We start from the raw sequence: 17,674 nt of genomic DNA on the forward strand, positions 1-17,674 counted from the left end.
CTTTTTAAATAGCGATCTAATGAAAAAAGCAATTCTATTATTTCTCTTAATTAACTTTACATACGGCTATGGTCAATTATCCTACAAAAGAACATGGGGAAGCATGATACCGCTCTTTGATAAGCCTGAAAGACCTTTCTCTGCAGTTAGAAAAATTTTAAGCATCCCTTTTGTATCAGAAGTAAATCCAAACAATGGAAACTTATACGTTGTAAGTGAAAATTTTGATGAAGTAATAGCATACGATCGCGAAAGTTCAAAATCAAAGTTAATATATAAAATCCCAGGCTCGGAAAAAGGAACAGTTATCACACAAATAAAGTTTGATTCTAAAAACAACTTAATAATTACGGGTAGAACTTTGGCTAAAGATTTAGCTTCTGAAAACGCATTTAATTCAGAAGTAAAAGCAACTGTTTATAGTGGCTATTCTTTTATCACTAAGGTTCATCCTGATGGTTCGCAAGCGTGGTTTACCTATTTTTATGATATTCCGCAAAATGCAAGGCCTTTAGCTATTGATAAGAATGATGATATTTATATCGTAAATAAGCGATCTAAAAAAGACACTTTATCTCTTTCATTTTTTCAAGATACTGCTGACGTTAAATCTTCTATGCAATATCAAGATGTTATTACCAAGCTTAATACTAATGGAGAACATGTATGGAGTACCTTTTATGCAAAAGATGATTCAAGAATAAATGCAATAATCCCATCAGAAAAAGGATTATATATTTATGGAATGCATTTAGCACAAACATCAGGGAGTACCTATTTTGGAACAGCAGGAAGTTATCAACCTGTTACCAATAGTGAGATATATACGACTGCAAGTGTGTTTTTATCGAAATTTAGCTTTGATGGAAAACGCTTATGGAGCACCTATTTTGGAAATGAAAAATCATTTGTACCCTATCCACTAACAAACATAAACAAAAACCCAAGCAATATAACAGTTATTAATGATGAGGTGTATTTTATGACTTTACATTACACAGACAAGATTTCTGTTACTAAAAATTTAATAACAGCTAACACGTTGTTTAATAAGCCCATATCCAATAACGAAAATCATACGCTCTCAAAATTCAATGGTAATGGCGAACAAGTATGGTCTACTTTTATTCCTGCATCTGGCGATTTGTACAAAACATTCGATAATGATGCATTAGTAATAAGCTCTGTTTTAGACCAAAAAAGTCAAATTTTTGAAACCACCAAAAAAGCATATCAACCTAAAAATGCTGGAATGCGCGACGTTTATACTTATATGCTTTCGCTTGATGGTAAAAAACTATTATACGGCTCTTACTATGGATATGAAGCAGATGACAGCGGTTTCAGTATTCCTACAATAAACGGATTTTTCACAATTGGTCATTCTAGCATGAACACAAGAGAAAAATCTTTATTTGCAGACATAAATGCGGAATTAGATAAATTTACATTAAACAACCAAGGTGTTTATATAGGAAACTTTTTAGCCTATTTCTCGCTATAAATTAATAAGCCTTTTCTTTTTGCGAGAAATCCATACTTTTGCGAAAATTTTTTAAAATGATAGGCTTCTTAATATTATTAATTTTTGCTTTTATACTTGATTACTTTATGTATACAAGATTAAAGCCGTTAACAGTTTTTTCTAAAAAGAATGAAATTTTGCTATCTATACTCGGAGTGAGTTTATTAGTTTTAGGTTTAATGCTTGAAACATTTGAATTAAATGATATTTTTATGATATTATTTTTGTGTATAGGTATGGTAATTACTAGATTTTTTGATGCAATGAATTTAAGTAAAGAACGTAATCAACTAATTCTTTTTAAGTATTTATTAGAGGTAATGCTTGTATTCTGTATTATTACTCAGTTCGCTTATATATGGAATAAAATGTTTAACATATAATAAAAAAACTTTTGTCTTAATTGATAAAGGTTTTTTAAAATAAACAATATATTAACTCTAGTCCTAGTCTACATCTGAAAAGCATCTCTTGGAGAACCATCTGCCACATAAATAACGCCGCAATACACAAAACCATATTTTTTTAAGAAATTTTGCATCGGTAGGTTATTGTTGTTGGTGTCAACTCGAATGTTGTTAATCTGCGCAAAGCAATAATCAAAACAAGCTTTGGCAACTCCTTTAGCCACTCCGTTTGGTGCCAATCTGTGAATCACCCCATAAGGTTCATTATTCAGCCATTTTCCGTTGTCGATAACGTTGTAAGTCGGCTCCGGATTATCGCCCTTTAAAAAAGAAAAATAACCCACCATTTTGGTGTCGTTTACACAAATGTATCCTATATTTTGGTTGATATCATTCAGAATAACTGCCGCTGACGGATATCCATTGATCCATTGGGTATGGTTTCCGTTGGCGCGCATATTGTTTCGGGCATCATCAATCACTTGCATAATGCTGCTTAAATCTTTGGGTTGTGCAAGTTGTATGGTCATTTTCTATATGTATGTGTTGTGGTAAAGCTATGAAAAATTGTGAGTTGATGTTTAAAAAAAAAAAAATCAGGTTTAAAACCTGATTTTTTTTGTTAAAGAGGAGATTATCCTTGTATAGCCGCAATTCCGGGGAGGGTTTGTCCTTCAAGCATTTCCAACATAGCGCCACCTCCGGTTGAAACATAACTCATTTTTTCTTCTAAACCAAATTGTTTTACTGCTGCCACAGAATCGCCACCACCTACTAATGAAAATGTTCCTGCTTGGGTGGCATCTGCAATAAAATTACCTAATGTAATGGTGCCTGGCGCAAACTTTTCCATTTCGAAAACACCTAGTGGTCCATTCCATAAAATAATTTTAGAATCCATAATAACCTTGTTAAATTGCTCTAAGGTTTTTGGTCCAACATCTAAACCTTGCCAGCCCTCTGGAATATTGTTTGCGTCAACAATTTGTGTGTGAGCATCATTTGAAAATGCGTCTGCTGCAACCACATCAACAGGAATGTGAATTTGAACATTTTTAGCTTTTGCTTTTTCCAAAATTTCTAATGCAAGTTGCATTTTATCGTCTTCAACAATAGAATTTCCAACCATCCCTCCTTTTGCTTTAATAAAAGTAAACATCATACCACCTCCAATAATCATGTGATCCACTTTGTCTAAAATGTTTTCGATAATAGTGATTTTTGAAGATACTTTTGATCCTCCCAAAACAGCAGTCACAGGTTTATCATTTGAATTTAAAACTTTATCAATACTTTCAATTTCCTTTGCCAATAAAAAACCAAAACATTTATCGTTAGGGAAAAATTGTGCAACAATAGTTGTGGAGGCGTGCGCGCGATGTGCGGTTCCAAAAGCATCGTTCACGTACACATCACCCAAATGGGCTAATTGTTTTGCAAAATCTTCATCTCCAGCCTCCTCTTCTTTATAAAAACGCAGATTTTCTAATAAAATAATAGCTCCCGGCTGTGCATTTGCAACTACTTTTTCTACTTCACTTCCCACCGAATCGTTTACAAAAGTTACTTTTCTGCCTAAAACTTCTTCTATTTTTGAAACGATATGTTTTAAAGAAAATTTATCTTCCGGACCATTTTTCGGACGACCTAAATGCGACATTAAAACCGCCACACCTCCATCGTTCACTATTTTTTCGATAGTGGGTTTTGCAGCTACAATACGATTGTCATCGGTTACCTGAAACTGATCGTTTAACGGCACATTGAAATCTACACGAACAATGGCTTTTTTATTATTAAAATCGAAATCGTTAATTGTTTTCATTTATTTTAAGTTGAATTGTTTTAAGTGACAAATATACAATTTTGTGAATTGATTTTATTTTGATTTATTAAGGAAGATTATCCTCCCCCCACAAAAAACCACCCCCAAACGGTATATTTTACCATTTGGGGGTGTTTAATAAGTTTTAATCCTTTGTGTGGGTGGTTTACATCTCCACGATAATAAACTCGGATCTACGGTTGGCTTGGTGTGCTTCTTCGCTACACTTCACTCCGTCGGCACATTCGTTGACTAATTGGCGCTCGCCATAGCCTTTCGATGTTAATCGTGACGAACTGATACCTTGGTCAATCAACCATTCTCTGGTCGATTTTGCGCGGTTCTCAGACAATCTGTCGTTGTACTTGTGCGATGCACGGCTGTCGGTATGCGAACGAATGTCGATTTTCATCGTTGGATATTCTTCCAATACCGCCAATACTTTTGCCAGCTCTGCCGCTGCATCCGGACGGATGTTGTATTTGTCTAAATCAAAATAAATCGGATTCAGTTTTAATACTTTAAACAAGTCGTCGCCTACTTTTACAGGGGTTTTCGCTGGTTCCAAAACAATGGTGTGCTCGGTTACACCGCTTTCATTGGGCAAACGCACCACGTCTTCTTGGGTCGTATAGCCTTCTTTTTCCGCTTTTAAGCGGTAGGTTTCCCCACATTTGAATTCGTTGTTGAACACATAACCGCCGTTTTGGTAGCGGTTGCTGCTTTCTAATTCGCCGTACAAATTGTTGTACAACGTTACGTTGGCATCGCTAATGATGTTGCGGGTTTTTGCATCTACTACTTTTAAAAGCAATTTTTGGATGCATTCTAGTTGCAACGGTTTGATTTCATGGAAACTGTAAATATCGTCGTTGCCGTTGCCGCCTTCACGGTTGCTTGAAAAGAAGCCTTGTTTGGTGTTTGGGTCGATATAATACGCAAAATCATCGGCATTTCCGTTGATTGGTGCTCCTACGTTGTGGATTTCCCCGGGTTGGCTGTTTCTGTCTAATTTTGTGGCATATACATCAAGTCCGCCTAGTCCTACTCTACCGTCGCTTGAAAAATACAATTCCCCACTTTCGGTTACAAACGGAAAGGTTTCTCTGCCTTCGGTGTTGATCCCCTCACCCATGTTTACAGGTCCGCCAAAAGCTCCTGAGGGATGAATTGCTACCTGCCACAAATCCGATTCGCCGAAGCCTCCCGGACGGTCGCTCGCAAAATACATTGTGGCTTCGTCTTGGCTTAAGGTGGGGTGTGCCGTGTTGTAGCCGTCCATATTGAACGGTAACTCGGTTATGTGCTCCCATTTGCCCTCCACGTTTTCTGCACGGTAGATTTTAAGCTTCGTGTTTTTGTCGGCATCGTATTTACGGGTACGGTTGATGTAGTTGTTGCGTGTGAAATACATCGTCTTGCCGTCTTTGGTGATTACCGCTGTGGATTCGTTAAGTGGTGATTTTACCTTTCCTTTCAATCGGGTTACTTTATCATCTTTGCTTGCCGTTTCGGCTACGCTGTACAAGCTGGTAAAGGCATCGCCTGTCCAGGTGTGTTCGCGTTTGTGCAAGCTGCCCGTGTCGCGCGCGCTGGTAAAGTACAATTGGTTGTTGTGTACATAGCTTCCGTAATCGGAATAAGGCGTGTTGATCTCCAAGTTCTTGATCTGGTCGTAGCGACCTGAATTGGCTTGTATCTGCTTTTTAAGCGCGGCTTCGTTCTGGCGGATTTTAGAACGCTGCGTGTGGCTGCCGGCTTTGCTTACAAACTGGTCGTAGTAGCGCTTTGATTCGCTTTCTTTGCCCACGTGTTGCAAGGTTTGGGCGTAGCGGTAATAGTACTCGCTGCCAATGTTTTCGCTGCCAAATTCTTTGAACAAGCGTTCGTAGTGCTTTTGGGCTTCGCCATAGCGTGCGTTAAAGTAGTAGGCGTTGCCTAACTTTTCTAGTACATCCTTCCCGGCATAGCCGCGGTTGGCTACTTTCTCGTAAATGCTGATTGCATCTACATAAGCCCATTGGTTGTAGTCTTTATCGGCTGTATTTAATCCCGCTTGTGCTTGTGCCCCCGTGTTCCCCAGCATAAAGGCGGTGAACAAAGCGGCTCTATATATCCCTTTTTTCATTTTTCTTTATTTTTAGAAGAAACGCGGCGAGTTCACGCGGCGGTATTTGTTAAACAATTCAAAGCGCATAAAAATCTCGTGTGAGCCGTTGTTGTAATTTCTCAAGGCTTTGATGTCGCTGTCGTAGCTATAGCCTATAAATAATCCGTCGGTTACCTGGAAGCCTGCCAAGGCACTCCATGCGGCATCCCAGCGATAAGCAGCTCCTAAAGTAAACTTCTCGTTGATTAAGAAATTCCCTGTGATATCAGCCTGTAAAGGTGCGCCTTCTACTGCTTTTAACAAAAATGCCGGTTTAAACTTCAACATCGGGTTCAACTCAAATACGTGACCTCCCATTAAATAATAGTGCATCTTTTGCTGCATCGTGCTTTGTACGTTGTCGTCGTAGCGCGTGGTTTCTAAAAAATGGGGTACCGATAATCCTACATACGTTTGTTCGTTATGCCAATAAACACCCGCTCCTATGTTTGGAGTGAATTGGTTGTTGATGTCTGTAAGGATCTGCGGATCGTTCGGGTTGTATTTGTTCAGCCTAGAATAAGCTACATTCAGCATATTGGCTGATCCTTTTAAGCCGAAGCTTAGCTTGCTGCCGCGGTTGTTTAAATCTAAGGTGTACGAGAAATCTACACTTAACGTGTTTTCATCGGTCACCCCTAACCTGTCGTTTACAAAGCTTACTCCCAAACCTACTTTACTCTCGGCTATAGGGGTGTTTATGGAAAACGAATTGGTCGTTGGTGCGCCTTCTAATCCTACCCATTGGCTGCGGTGCAAACCAAAGATGCTCAAGGCGCCTCTGCTACCTGCATAAGCCGGGTTGATGTTGATCGTGTTGTACATGTAATTCGTGTACTGGGGGTCTTGTTGGGAATGTGCTTTTGCACATCCCAACAATAATACTCCCAACAATAATCTGTTTATGTTTTTTGAAATATTCATATCCATTTATTATTCGTTATTCTCCAAATGTAAGTAGCCGGCTTGTTCGGTTGGATATTGGATTCCATTGCCTAAATCAAACGTGTACTTAACTACGTAATAATATGTTCCTGATGGTAATTTTGATTGCTTACTAACTGTGGCTCTTCCTTCGGAATATCCTTTAAAGGTGTTGCCTTGTGAGTTGTAATCTCTTGTGTGGTGTATACCCAAATACAACAATAACAACGGTTGTATACTTCTACAACGTTGCCCGGGTAACAATTGATTCCTTTCAAAATTAACTCATCATTCATGCCGTCACCGTTTGGAGTTACTGCATTAAATATTTCTACTGGACACGATAAATGAATTGTTTGCGTATAACTGGTCTCATTTCCACATGCGTCTGTTGCAACCCATGTTCTTAAAATGTCATACTTCGCTTCACAATCGCCTTCTATCTTCTCATCGTATGAGCGAACACTTGCTGCTCCACAATTGTCAACGGCTGTTAAGATTTCTGCCGGTTCAAAGTCTTCGCATCGCATGAATACTTCTCTATTTGGCATAGGGCCTACAAATTCAGGAGCGGTGGTGTCTTCCACTGTTATCACTTGGGTGTGTGTAGTGGTGTTGCCGCACTGATCTGTTGCTGTCCATGTTCTTTCTAATGTATAACTATTTGGACATGAACCTTCTGTACGCTCTTCGTTAAAGCTTACTGTTGCTGTACCACAGTTGTCAACGGCTGTGAGTTCTGCTACCGCTGGTAACGAATCGCTGCATTCCAAGGTGATATCCATTGGTAAAACTTCTACAAATTCCGGACCGGTGCTGTCTTCTACCGTGATGGTTTGTACCAAATCGGTTTGGTTGCCTGCACAATCTGTTAACGTATAGGTTCTGGTGATGATATAGGCATTGCCTAAACATCCACTGCCTCCATTATCTGTGTCGGATACCGTTACGGTAACACTTCCGTTGCAGTTGTCGGCCTCATCTAAGATAGCTGCTGCATCTGCCGCTGGTATAGCACTCATACATTCTAATGTTAAATCGGATGGTGCAGTTCCTGTTGGCGCAACCGTATCTTCAATGGTGTAGGTGTACACCCAATCGTGGCTGTTGCCTTGGCAATCAGTAAACGTGTAGGTATAAGTTACATCGCCTTCACAACTTGGAAGAGCTGAAACTACCGGGGCACTTGCCGTTAATACATTCCCGCAATTATCGGTTACCGTTGGTACAGCAGGTGCTACAATCTCTGAAGCACATGCTACCGTTGATGATCCGTTTGCAGGTAAGGTGAAGTCTTCTGCTTCAATGATATAGGTATATACCCACGTTTGTGTATGGTTGGCACAATCTTTATATTCATAATTGAAAGTTCTTGTGCCTTCACATCCGTCGTAGGTTCCTCCTTCGAAACTGAAAACCGGTGTTAATACATTGCCACAGTTATCGGTTACCGTTGGTAATACCGGTGCCACTGCTGCGCTTATACATGATACCGTTTCTGAACCATTGGCAGGTAGCGTGAAATCTTCTCTTTCAATGGTGAAGGTATGCGTCCAAGGGTGCGTATTTCCTTCACAATCTGTAAACGTGTAGGTATAAGTTATAGCGCCTTCACACGCTGGTTCTTGTGAAATTACTGGGGCACTTGGTGTTAATACGTTTCCGCAATTGTCTGTTACCGTTGGCACTGTTGGTGCCGTAATAGCAGATGCACATGCTACTGTTGATGCAGTATTAGCTGGTACGGAGAAATCTTCTCTTTCAATGGTGAACGTATGCGTCCAATCGTGCGTAGTTCCTTCACAATCTGTAAACGTGTAGGTATAAGTTATAGCGCCTTCACACGTTGGTTCTTGTGAAATTACAGGTGCACTTGGTGCTAATACATTGCCACAGTTGTCGGTTACCGTTGGAACTGTTGGTGCTGCTACATCGGACGGACATGCTACCGTTGATGAGCCGTTGGCTGGCATAGTAACTACCGGGGCACTTATTGTATAGGTATGTGTCCATGTATATGGTGTTCCTGTACAATCTGTATAGGTATAGGTGTATGCTTTTGTGCCTGCACATGCAGGGTCTGCATCTGTATTTGTTTAATACGCCCGTTATGCTCTGCCGCAGTTGTCAACTACTGTTGGAGCAGTTGGAGCTACCGCATCAGCCACACAAGCTACCGTTGATGATCGTTGGCTGGTAAAATTACCGTTGGTGCCGAAATGGTATAGGTGTATTCCCAAGTGTATGGCGTTCCGGTACAATCTACATAGGTATAGGTATATACCTTGAGTGCCTGCACATGATGGTGTTGCCGATACATTGGTTAAAAATCCTATTAGGAATCTTCCACAGTTGTCGGTTACCATTGGGGCTACTGGTACTACTTGTGCTTCGGATGCACATGATACCGTAGATGACCCATTTGCAGGTAGAGTCACTACCGGTGCACTTATCGTGTATTCGTAGGTCCAAATATGCGAGTAGCCTTCACAATCCTGGTATTGGTAGTTGTAAGTACGCGTTCCAGAACATCCGTCGTATGTACCCCCTATAAAGGAACTTACCGGCGTTAATACATTTCCGCAGTTATCAGTTACCGTTGGTAAGCTGGTTGGTGCTACTGCTGCTGATATACATGCTACCGTGGATGAGCCGTTTGCCGGTACACTGAAGTCTTTACGCTCTACTATATACGTGTGAACCCAATCGTGGCTGTTGCCTTCACAATCTGTGTAGGTATAGGTATAACTGATTATTCCTTCACATATCGGTGTGGGTAACTCGGTTACTACCGCAGCACTTGGTGTTAATACATTGCCGCAGTTGTCCCTTACTACAGGTAATACCGGTGCTACCGCGTCTGCAGGACATGCTACCGCTGACATTCCATTGGCTGGCATCGTGAAATCTGCACGCTCAATGGTGTAGGTGTAAACCCAATCGTGGCTGTTCCCTTGACAATCGGTGTAAGTGTAGGTGTAGCTTATATCTCCTTCACATGAAGGTGCCGCTGATATTACCGGAGCACTTGGTGTCAATACGTTGCCACAACTGTCTGTTACCTCAGGTAATGCAGGTGCTACTGCTTCTGATATACATGCTACTGTTGACGATTCGTTTGATGGTAAAGTGAAATCTTCTACAGTTACAAAAATATTTTGTGTATAGCTTTGCGTGTTTCCACAGCTATCTGTTAATGTCCATATTCTTTCTAATGTATAGTCTTCAGGACATGTACCGTCAATTCTATTTTCTTCAAAATCTGCTTCTACTAATGGGTTGAATAGATACAAGAAAAAGGTACTTCCGTTTGTTACGCCTTCACTTTCTATCTCAAATTCCGTAATATCAGTTCCTGAAAATATTTGATAAATCGAGTTTAAATTTGTTGTCCCTTTGTTCTCTATTTCATAACCGGTTGTTGTTGGTTTTACATAAAAATCAGGGTGTGGATAATCGGTACTATATGTGCTATCGAAAAATAGATTCGCATTTGGATCATTTGACTTAAAGTTCACTTTTTCTCCGACTACCATTTGAACGTTACCTTCTGTAGAAGCTAATTGTGGACTCGATAAATTTATTCTGTACCCTGAATTTACAAATCTAATACCTTTGTTTGGCGTAGTGATTACGCTACTTGGCAAAGATGGATCTAATACATAGGTTTCTAAACTAAATGTAACGCCAGCAAAATATGTTTGATCTAAATCGCTTGGATTGTCAATATAATCTAACACTGGTAAGTCTTGAAAAACAACGCCGTACGGTGACCCGGTATTCGTGTTGTATCCTGCCATTGCATCTCCTAAGTTGATAAACTTAGCTAAAGGATTGCTTAAAAATCCTGCATCTGTGGTAAATACACAACTTTCTGTACCTGTTAATGTAACTGCTGCCGGTATGCTGTCTTCACAACTAAGTGTTAGATCTTGAGGAAGAGTTTCATTAAAAGTTGGTCCTTGGTTGTCTTCTACTGTAATTGTGCGTGGCGCAGATTCTGTTGTGTTGCCACAAGCATCTACTGCTATATAGGTACGTTCTATTACATAATTACCCGGACAATTTCTTGCTGTTTCTATATCGCGAATGAATACTTCTACATCAGTATCGCAATTATCGGATGCAGTAACAACCAAATCATTTGGTATCTCACTCGCGCAAGAAACTGTTAATGGAGTGGTTGGTGGAACCACATCAAATGTTGGTGCAGTGGTGTCTTGAATGGTGATGGTTTGCGAAACTGAATCACTGTTACCACAGGCATCTGTTAATGTCCATATTCTTTCTAATGTATAGTCTTCAGGACATGTACCGTCAATTCTATTTTCTTCAAAATCTGCTTCTACTAATGGGTTGAATAGATACAAGAAAAAGGTACTTCCGTTTGTTACGCCTTCACTTTCTATCTCGAACTCTGTAATGTCTGTTCCTGAAAATATTTGATAAATCGAGTTTAAATTGGTTGCCCCTCTATTTTCAATTTCATAACCGGTTGTTGTTGGTTTTACATAAAAATCAGGGTGTGGATAATCGGTACTATATGTGCTATCGAAAAATAGATTCGCATTTGGATCATTTGACTTAAAGTTCACTTTTTCTCCGGCTACCATTTGAACGTTACCTTCTGTAGAAGCTAATTGTGGGCTAGACAAAGTAATTCTATAACCCGCATTGTAAAATCTGATACCGTTGCCTGCGGTGGTAATAACACTGCTTGGTAAAGACGGATCTAATACATAGGTTTCTAAACTAAATGTAACTCCTGCAAAATAGGTTTGGTCTAATGCACTTGGGGTATCTATATAATTTAATACCGGTAAGTTTTGGAAAACAACGCCGTACGGTGACCCGGTATTCGTGTTGTAGCCTGCCATTGCATCTCCTAAGTTGATAAACTTAGCTAAAGGATTGCTTAAAAATCCTGCATCTGTGGTAAATACACAACTTTCTGTACCTGTTAATGTAACTGCTGCCGGTATGCTGTCTTCACAACTAAGTGTTAGATCTTGAGGAAGAGTTTCATTAAAAGTTGGTCCTTGGTTGTCTTCTACGGTAATTGTGCGTGGCGCAGATTCTGTTGTGTTGCCACAAGCATCTACTGCTATATAGGTACGTTCTATTACATAATTACCCGGACAATTTCTTGCTGTTTCTATATCGCGAATGAATACTTCTACATCAGTATCGCAATTATCGGATGCAGTAACAACCAAATCATTTGGTATCTCACTCGCGCAAGAAACTGTTAATGGAGTGGTTGGTGGAGCCACATCAAATGTTGGTGCGGTGGTGTCTTGTACATTATATGTTTGTGTACAGTCAACCGTGTTTAATACTGTATCTTCTCCTGCATCACGTACACCATTGTTATTGGTGTCTTCATACTCCGTAACGGTATAAGTACGTGTAACTGTTTGCGGACAAGTACCTGTATCTGCACTATTGGTTGCTGTAATTTCGATTACGCCACAAGGTATATCTCCGATAACACCATCTGCATTACCTAAAGCTTCAAATTCGGCTTCGGTGTAGCTAGTTTGTGTAGGAACATCAGCATAGCATTGTGCGTTTTGAGCAGCGAAGGTTGGGCAAGTAACTTCAAATACACAACAAACTGGTGAAGCACCTGCAACAACTAAAGCATCACATACACCACTATCTGCAATAGAAATGTTGTAATCTGTTCCTGCTGTGATGGCATCTGATGTCCATGTATAGGTTCCGTTTCCGTTATCAACCCATGTACCAGGTGCTCCGGTTCCGGTTGCTGTGAAAGGTGCTGTGCCACTTACGGTTGCTGAAACAGTATAGCTTAATCCATCTGCTGCACAAGTTGTTGTTTGTAGTGCATCTAAAGTGATATCAGGTGTTACCGTTACTGTAACATCCTCAGAAGCTTGGAAAGGATTTGTACAACCCAATGAACCAGAAAGTTCATAATTAACCGTATAAGTAGTAGTAACGGTAGGGCTTACTGTAACTAAATTTCCTGTTCCGATTAAAGTTGCGCCTTCATACCACTCAATATCAAACGTACTGCTTGGCAAACTAATGCTCAAAGTAGTTTGATTATCGCTTACACAAACTGTAGCCGGATTAGACGATGGCGATGGGAATACCGTATTGCCATTTGCTAAATTTACTGTTTGTTCGGTAAAACCACAATCTGTAAATACACGAACAACGTATGTACCAGCTGCAAGATTTTGGAAAGCATGTGCTGTTTCTGTTAAGTCTGTGGTATTGTATGTTTGTAAGGGTGCATCGGTATCAGGATTTGCTGTACTATTCCACAAACTATAGGTAATAGAACCTATTGGTGTACCACTTGTTTGAATTGCGATGATGCCTGTATTGCTGTTCGAAGGATCACAAAACAAATTGGTGGTAGAAAATGTTAATGCTGGTAGTGGGTCTATTACCAAATCTTCTGAAATTAATAAATAAGGCGTACTTCCGTTATTAAACGTATTATTTGGTATGCCTGCTAAATCATGATTCTGATAAATAGAAGCAGATCTTATATAATACTCTACCCTATATGTACCAGGAGAAATATTTGTAAACGTACCGCTTTCTCTTTCCGCACTAGAAGTACCGCTTTGTGCCACAATAGTATTCGTAGCAGCATTTCTTAATCTGGTGTTTGCTAGGAAACCGAAATCACCTGTTCTGTTTCTACCTAAATCATAGTTTACATTAAACGATCCGCAAGATACAGGTTCGGCTTCAAATACAGGATCATATAAAATGGGATCTGTTAAATTGATTGTACGAACCACCGAATAATTACAACTAACATCGGTAATGGTTACTTCATATTCACCTAAAGGCAAATTAATAAACGAAGGCCTAACAAACCCCAAGTTGTAATTATGAGTTAAGGTATAAGGAAAATTAATGGTTACCCCATCTCGCTCATCTCCGTAATTATAAGGATCGGTATTTGGATAGGTATAAGAGGTCATCCCATCTACCCGATTAATCGTAAAACTTAGTTCATTAAAGATATTGTCAAAACCTACATAGCTTGAACCTCTATTTATCCCAAAACCTGCTGTACCTTCTAAAATAGAAATCCTAGGGACTAAAGTAGCTTGATCCAGCGGGTTTATAGCTGCTGGTTCATTAAAAATAAAATCTCGTGTAATTGTTCTGCAAGAATTCACTTGTTCTAGACGGTAACTTTCACCATTAATGAAATTATATGGTAAAGGGAAAGAGGTTGTATTGGGAAACTCTCGACCTGCATCTGAATTATGAGTATTAAAATTCTGATTAGGATTTATTTGAACCCAATTACCACTACCCAAAGGTTGCTCGTGATAAATATTATAAGTTACGGGATAACTTGATTGATAAGCCCAACCTACTCCACCGGTATTTCTTTCATTAACCACTATATAATTTACTGTTCCACACACTTCAGAGCTATAAGTTGAACGCTGATCTAGATATAAAAAATCTGTATTTATTGCTGGCGTAGTGTAGCTTTGTGTACGGGTGTTACAGCCGTCATTTGCTTCAAAAACTACGGTTGTATTGGGTGGAATATTTTCGAAATAAACTACTGAATTATTGTTAAATTCAGGAAGTTGACCGCTAATTGCATTATAGGTGTTACCTCCATAAGAAATGGTTAAAGAACCATTAGGTCCCAAAATTCTACTTCTGTTTTCGTTATCACCCAAAAATCTTCCATCTACAGTAACAACTCTAATATACCATCCAGAACAATCTGCATTTTGCACAAGCATAAAACCAGCTGGCCCAGTATAAGGACCGCTTGGCAAAGTAGTCCCTGTATAAGGGTCGATGGTAAAACCAGAACCGATACCTGCAGAACAGCCCGCCACGTTTTCGGTGATGGTTAATACATAGTTGCCCGAAGGTAAATTATCAAAGGTATAGGTTTGAGCTGTAATGGGTCCAGAAGTTAAGCCTAATGATTGAATTTCGTAGGTATAAGTACCCGTTGTAGGGCGGTTTACACTTGCTGTCACCGAACCATCGGGTCCATAGAACTGATCGGTTGCCCGGCAGGTTTCGCCAAGTATTTCATCGAAAGATACGGTAAAAGGCACGTAGCTAGAACCCACCGTTACGGTTTGTGGTCCCACGGTAACACCATTTTGTATTAACCGAATATCATAACTACCAGGTGCTAAATTACTAAAAGTAGCTGTACCTGTAGTTGATAATACTTGAAAGTCTAAGTCGGTCGTTCCGCCCGCTACTCTAATGGTTGCGGAAACGGCGTTCCCACCACTGCAGGTAGCTGCACCAGGAATGGCAATTTGTACTTGTCCATCTTGTGTACAAATACCATTTACGGGTGTTGCGGTAAAACTATTGATGTTACATTGCGCAATACCAATAGTACTTATAAAGGCTGTGAAGCATAAAGCAAACAGCCATTTTGTTAGATAAACATTTTTCATAAGCTTGTATTTTTACTATTAAAGCTATCGAATAAATTAGGGGTAATTGCTCCATTTGTATCAACCATAAAAGCCATATGGTGGTGCAAATACGCTTTTTTCAAAAACATATAGTTGTTAAAAGAAGTTGTCTTTGTTTCAACTATATTTAATGCTTGTTTTTTTGCATATACTGTGTGGTTTGGCACACCAAAAGAGTGGTTTGGAGGTGCTGCATAAGCCATTGGAAACAGTAAAGAAAAAAAGAAGCATAAAAAAAACATGGTACTTTTTTTCATAGAATTTTTAATCAATATTTAAAGGTTTGTTTGTTATTCATATTAAATTTGTATGTTTTAAAAAGGAATCTGCTAGGATTTTTAATAACAACATACATGTGTTTTTAATGTGCAATGCACTAGTTGTTGTTTCTGTATAGATCCATTTTTTTCCATTTTGCTAACGTATTTCTACTTAGTTTGAACATTTTGGAAATTTCAGAATTATTTAATCCATGCTTTTTTTGATAATTAAGAATTTGTTTCACAGAGGCTGCATCATAGGCGCGATGACTTTGATTAAACATTTGACTATCATTTTGTTTGGAAGCAAAAAACATATCGTTTATTTTGATTACATCTAGACTGCTCCAATTTTGCTTTTCGGCAAAATCTAAAGGAGTTTCTATTTTTTTATTGGCTGCCATGTCTCTGAAAATCTTTCCAAAATCTGGCCCTGTTTTTAACTGTTGGTTGGGTATTTTTGTATCCATCTGTATAAAGTTGTTTTTGGTATTTTATATTCTTTTATTATTTCAGTTACTGTTTTTTGGTTAGTGCGTATAAGGTCTAATAAATAGTCTATAATCTCTTTGGTGTATATATTCTTTTTAAATTGTGGCACTTGGCTGCTTTTCGATGTACTTTTATTTACAAAGTGTTTTTTTGATGTATATAATATTAAATGTTGTGAATAAAGCCTGAAAAAATCATATTCTAAAAGCTTGCACCATCTTAGTAATCTATCAGTATCAAGCGTTTTGTATTGAAACATTTCAAAAATATCTTCTTCTTCACATTTCATAAAATTGCACACACGGTCTATTGGAATATTGCGTTCCTCATACAGTTTTTTTATAAATGTGCCTATATGTATGTTTTTAATATTCAAAATTTATTGGTCTTGTTCTTATTCCAGATAAATTAATACTATGTTTATGCTATTTTTTACTTAATTTTGTTATTAATACTATATTTTACATGTAAAAACTTAACAAATATTTAAAAATTATATCTTTTTAAACAAAATCTATGTAATAGACGGTCAACAAAGTAACTAGTGGCGATAAAATGTAGAATTTGTTCTAAGGGTATGTAGAAGGTACTCAGAAAAAAATGCTTTTTTAATACTGCAACAGCTTTGTTACTAAATGAGTTATCAAAGATATTGGTGCTTCAAAATAAATAGTGTTTGCAAAGTGGTTTTGGTTACACTAACACACAGAGATAAAAGGAGGAATGCTGTATTGCAAAAAGAGTTAGTATATCAAAAATAATAAAGGATTTTACTTTTATTTGAACTGTTTATACAAAAGAAAAGAGGTAACTGCTGTCTATTGCTTTTGTTTTAAAAACCACTTATTTATTCATTTTCATAAAAACCCGTAGGCTTTCAATTCTTCTTTTAGCTATTGGTAAACTGTAATTGTTGATCATGTCACAAAAATAATTGTTCTCTTTTTTACTGATAAGCATTAAATTGTCTAGATTTACAATATAGGAGTGATGTATTCTAAAAAAATAATCATTTGCGAATAATTGCTCGTATTCGCCTAAATTTTTACTGGCCACAATTTGCCGATTGTTCTTTAAATAAAAAGTAGTGTATCGGCCATCTGATTTGCAAAAAAGAATATCTGCTTTCTTAATTGTATCTACTTTATCGGTTGATACAATAGAGATTGTGTCGTTTTTTTGATTGCTGTTATGGTTTTGTGTACTGTGTGTGCTTTGTTCAAAAAGTTTGCGTTCTTCAATTCGCTGTATGCATTTTTCGAAAGCTGTTGTAAGATCCTCGATAGAAATAGGTTTCATTATATAATCTATTGCATTATATTTGAAAGCTTTAAGCGCATATTCGCTAAATGCGGTAATGAATATTATTTCGGTTTCACTGTAATCAATCTGGTCTAATAATTCAAAAACATTTTTATTTTTTAACTGAATATCTAAAACACATATATCTGGTTTATAATGATTTATAATTTTTTTCCCATTATCAACTGTATCTGCTAAACCAACAATGTGAATATTTGGAATGTATTTGTTTATGAAATATTTTATTAAATTGATACTTGTTTTTTCGTCATCTACAATTACTGCTGAATACGTTTGCATGATTATAATTATTAAAATTTGAACA

11 protein-coding genes and 1 pseudogene are annotated in these 17,674 nt (G+C 38.2%); 1 reads left to right on the forward strand and 11 read right to left on the reverse strand.

Annotation, left to right across the window (positions count from 1 at the left end):
- Positions 1-19 precede the first annotated feature (19 nt).
- The gene (locus tag NPX36_RS04725) at positions 20-1,504 is read left to right on the forward strand and encodes a hypothetical protein (protein WP_257500263.1); all 1,485 of its coding nucleotides are present in this window, start codon (positions 20-22) and stop codon (positions 1,502-1,504) included.
- A 472-nt stretch (positions 1,505-1,976) separates the two neighbouring features.
- On the opposite strand, the gene NPX36_RS04730 is transcribed toward NPX36_RS04725, so the two are convergent.
- From NPX36_RS04730 to NPX36_RS04775, 11 genes and pseudogenes are all read right to left on the reverse strand, one after another.
- A complete protein-coding gene (locus NPX36_RS04730; RefSeq protein WP_257500264.1) occupies positions 1,977-2,462 on the reverse strand; it encodes a GNAT family N-acetyltransferase in 486 nt (161 codons plus the stop codon).
- Between the two features lie 104 nt (positions 2,463-2,566).
- Entirely contained in the window at positions 2,567-3,757 is a 1,191-nt protein-coding gene (locus NPX36_RS04735) for a phosphoglycerate kinase (RefSeq protein ID WP_257500265.1), read from the reverse strand.
- Between the two features lie 166 nt (positions 3,758-3,923).
- Positions 3,924-5,885 (reverse strand): OmpA family protein, encoded by a 1,962-nt coding sequence (locus NPX36_RS04740; RefSeq protein ID WP_257500266.1) that lies wholly within the window; start codon positions 5,883-5,885, stop codon positions 3,924-3,926.
- 12 nt (positions 5,886-5,897) lie between these two features.
- Positions 5,898-6,830: a PorP/SprF family type IX secretion system membrane protein gene (locus NPX36_RS04745; protein ID WP_257500267.1), complete on the reverse strand. Its 933-nt coding sequence runs from the start codon at positions 6,828-6,830 to the stop codon at positions 5,898-5,900.
- Positions 6,831-6,922: 92 nt separating this feature from the next.
- Positions 6,923-8,803, reverse strand: a complete 1,881-nt coding sequence (locus NPX36_RS04750) for a gliding motility-associated C-terminal domain-containing protein (RefSeq protein ID WP_257500268.1) — start codon at positions 8,801-8,803, stop codon at positions 6,923-6,925.
- A gap of 30 nt (positions 8,804-8,833) precedes the next feature.
- A pseudogene (locus NPX36_RS14420) lies at positions 8,834-8,908 on the reverse strand (HYR-like domain-containing protein); the annotation flags it as partial.
- Between the two features lie 30 nt (positions 8,909-8,938).
- Positions 8,939-15,274, reverse strand: a complete 6,336-nt coding sequence (locus NPX36_RS04755) for an HYR-like domain-containing protein (protein ID WP_257500269.1) — start codon at positions 15,272-15,274, stop codon at positions 8,939-8,941.
- Positions 15,271-15,552 carry a hypothetical protein gene (locus NPX36_RS04760; RefSeq protein WP_257500270.1) on the reverse strand — a complete coding sequence of 94 codons (282 nt, stop codon included), beginning with the start codon at positions 15,550-15,552 and terminating at the stop codon, positions 15,271-15,273. Before NPX36_RS04760 ends, NPX36_RS04755 begins: the two co-directional genes overlap by 4 nt.
- A 119-nt stretch (positions 15,553-15,671) precedes the next feature.
- A complete protein-coding gene (locus NPX36_RS04765; RefSeq protein ID WP_257500271.1) occupies positions 15,672-16,025 on the reverse strand; it encodes a helix-turn-helix domain-containing protein in 354 nt (117 codons plus the stop codon).
- Positions 15,995-16,336: a helix-turn-helix domain-containing protein gene (locus tag NPX36_RS04770; RefSeq protein ID WP_317618270.1), complete on the reverse strand. Its 342-nt coding sequence runs from the start codon at positions 16,334-16,336 to the stop codon at positions 15,995-15,997. The genes NPX36_RS04765 and NPX36_RS04770 overlap by 31 nt, the downstream gene beginning before the upstream one ends.
- Positions 16,337-16,890: 554 nt before the next feature.
- A complete protein-coding gene (locus NPX36_RS04775) occupies positions 16,891-17,649 on the reverse strand; it encodes a LytR/AlgR family response regulator transcription factor (RefSeq protein ID WP_257500273.1) in 759 nt (252 codons plus the stop codon).
- Positions 17,650-17,674 lie beyond the last annotated feature (25 nt).

The organism is Paenimyroides aestuarii (assembly GCF_024628805.1).
GTDB classification, from domain to species: domain Bacteria; phylum Bacteroidota; class Bacteroidia; order Flavobacteriales; family Flavobacteriaceae; genus Flavobacterium; species Flavobacterium aestuarii_A.

Coding starts and splice junctions, on each gene's coding strand:
- NPX36_RS04770 (WP_317618270.1), bottom strand. CDS start 16,336: ATGAAATGTGAAGAAGAAGATATTTTTGAAATGTTTCAATACAAAACG.
- NPX36_RS04740 (WP_257500266.1), bottom strand. CDS start 5,885: ATGAAAAAAGGGATATATAGAGCCGCTTTGTTCACCGCCTTTATGCTG.
- NPX36_RS04760 (WP_257500270.1), bottom strand. CDS start 15,552: ATGAAAAAAAGTACCATGTTTTTTTTATGCTTCTTTTTTTCTTTACTG.
- NPX36_RS04755 (WP_257500269.1), bottom strand. CDS start 15,274: ATGAAAAATGTTTATCTAACAAAATGGCTGTTTGCTTTATGCTTCACA.
- NPX36_RS04735 (WP_257500265.1), bottom strand. CDS start 3,757: ATGAAAACAATTAACGATTTCGATTTTAATAATAAAAAAGCCATTGTT.
- NPX36_RS04775 (WP_257500273.1), bottom strand. CDS start 17,649: ATGCAAACGTATTCAGCAGTAATTGTAGATGACGAAAAAACAAGTATC.
- NPX36_RS04750 (WP_257500268.1), bottom strand. CDS start 8,803: ATGCCAGCCAACGGCTCATCAACGGTAGCATGTCCGTCCGATGTAGCA.
- NPX36_RS04730 (WP_257500264.1), bottom strand. CDS start 2,462: ATGACCATACAACTTGCACAACCCAAAGATTTAAGCAGCATTATGCAA.
- NPX36_RS04765 (WP_257500271.1), bottom strand. CDS start 16,025: ATGGATACAAAAATACCCAACCAACAGTTAAAAACAGGGCCAGATTTT.
- NPX36_RS04745 (WP_257500267.1), bottom strand. CDS start 6,830: ATGAATATTTCAAAAAACATAAACAGATTATTGTTGGGAGTATTATTG.
- NPX36_RS04725 (WP_257500263.1), top strand. CDS start 20: ATGAAAAAAGCAATTCTATTATTTCTCTTAATTAACTTTACATACGGC.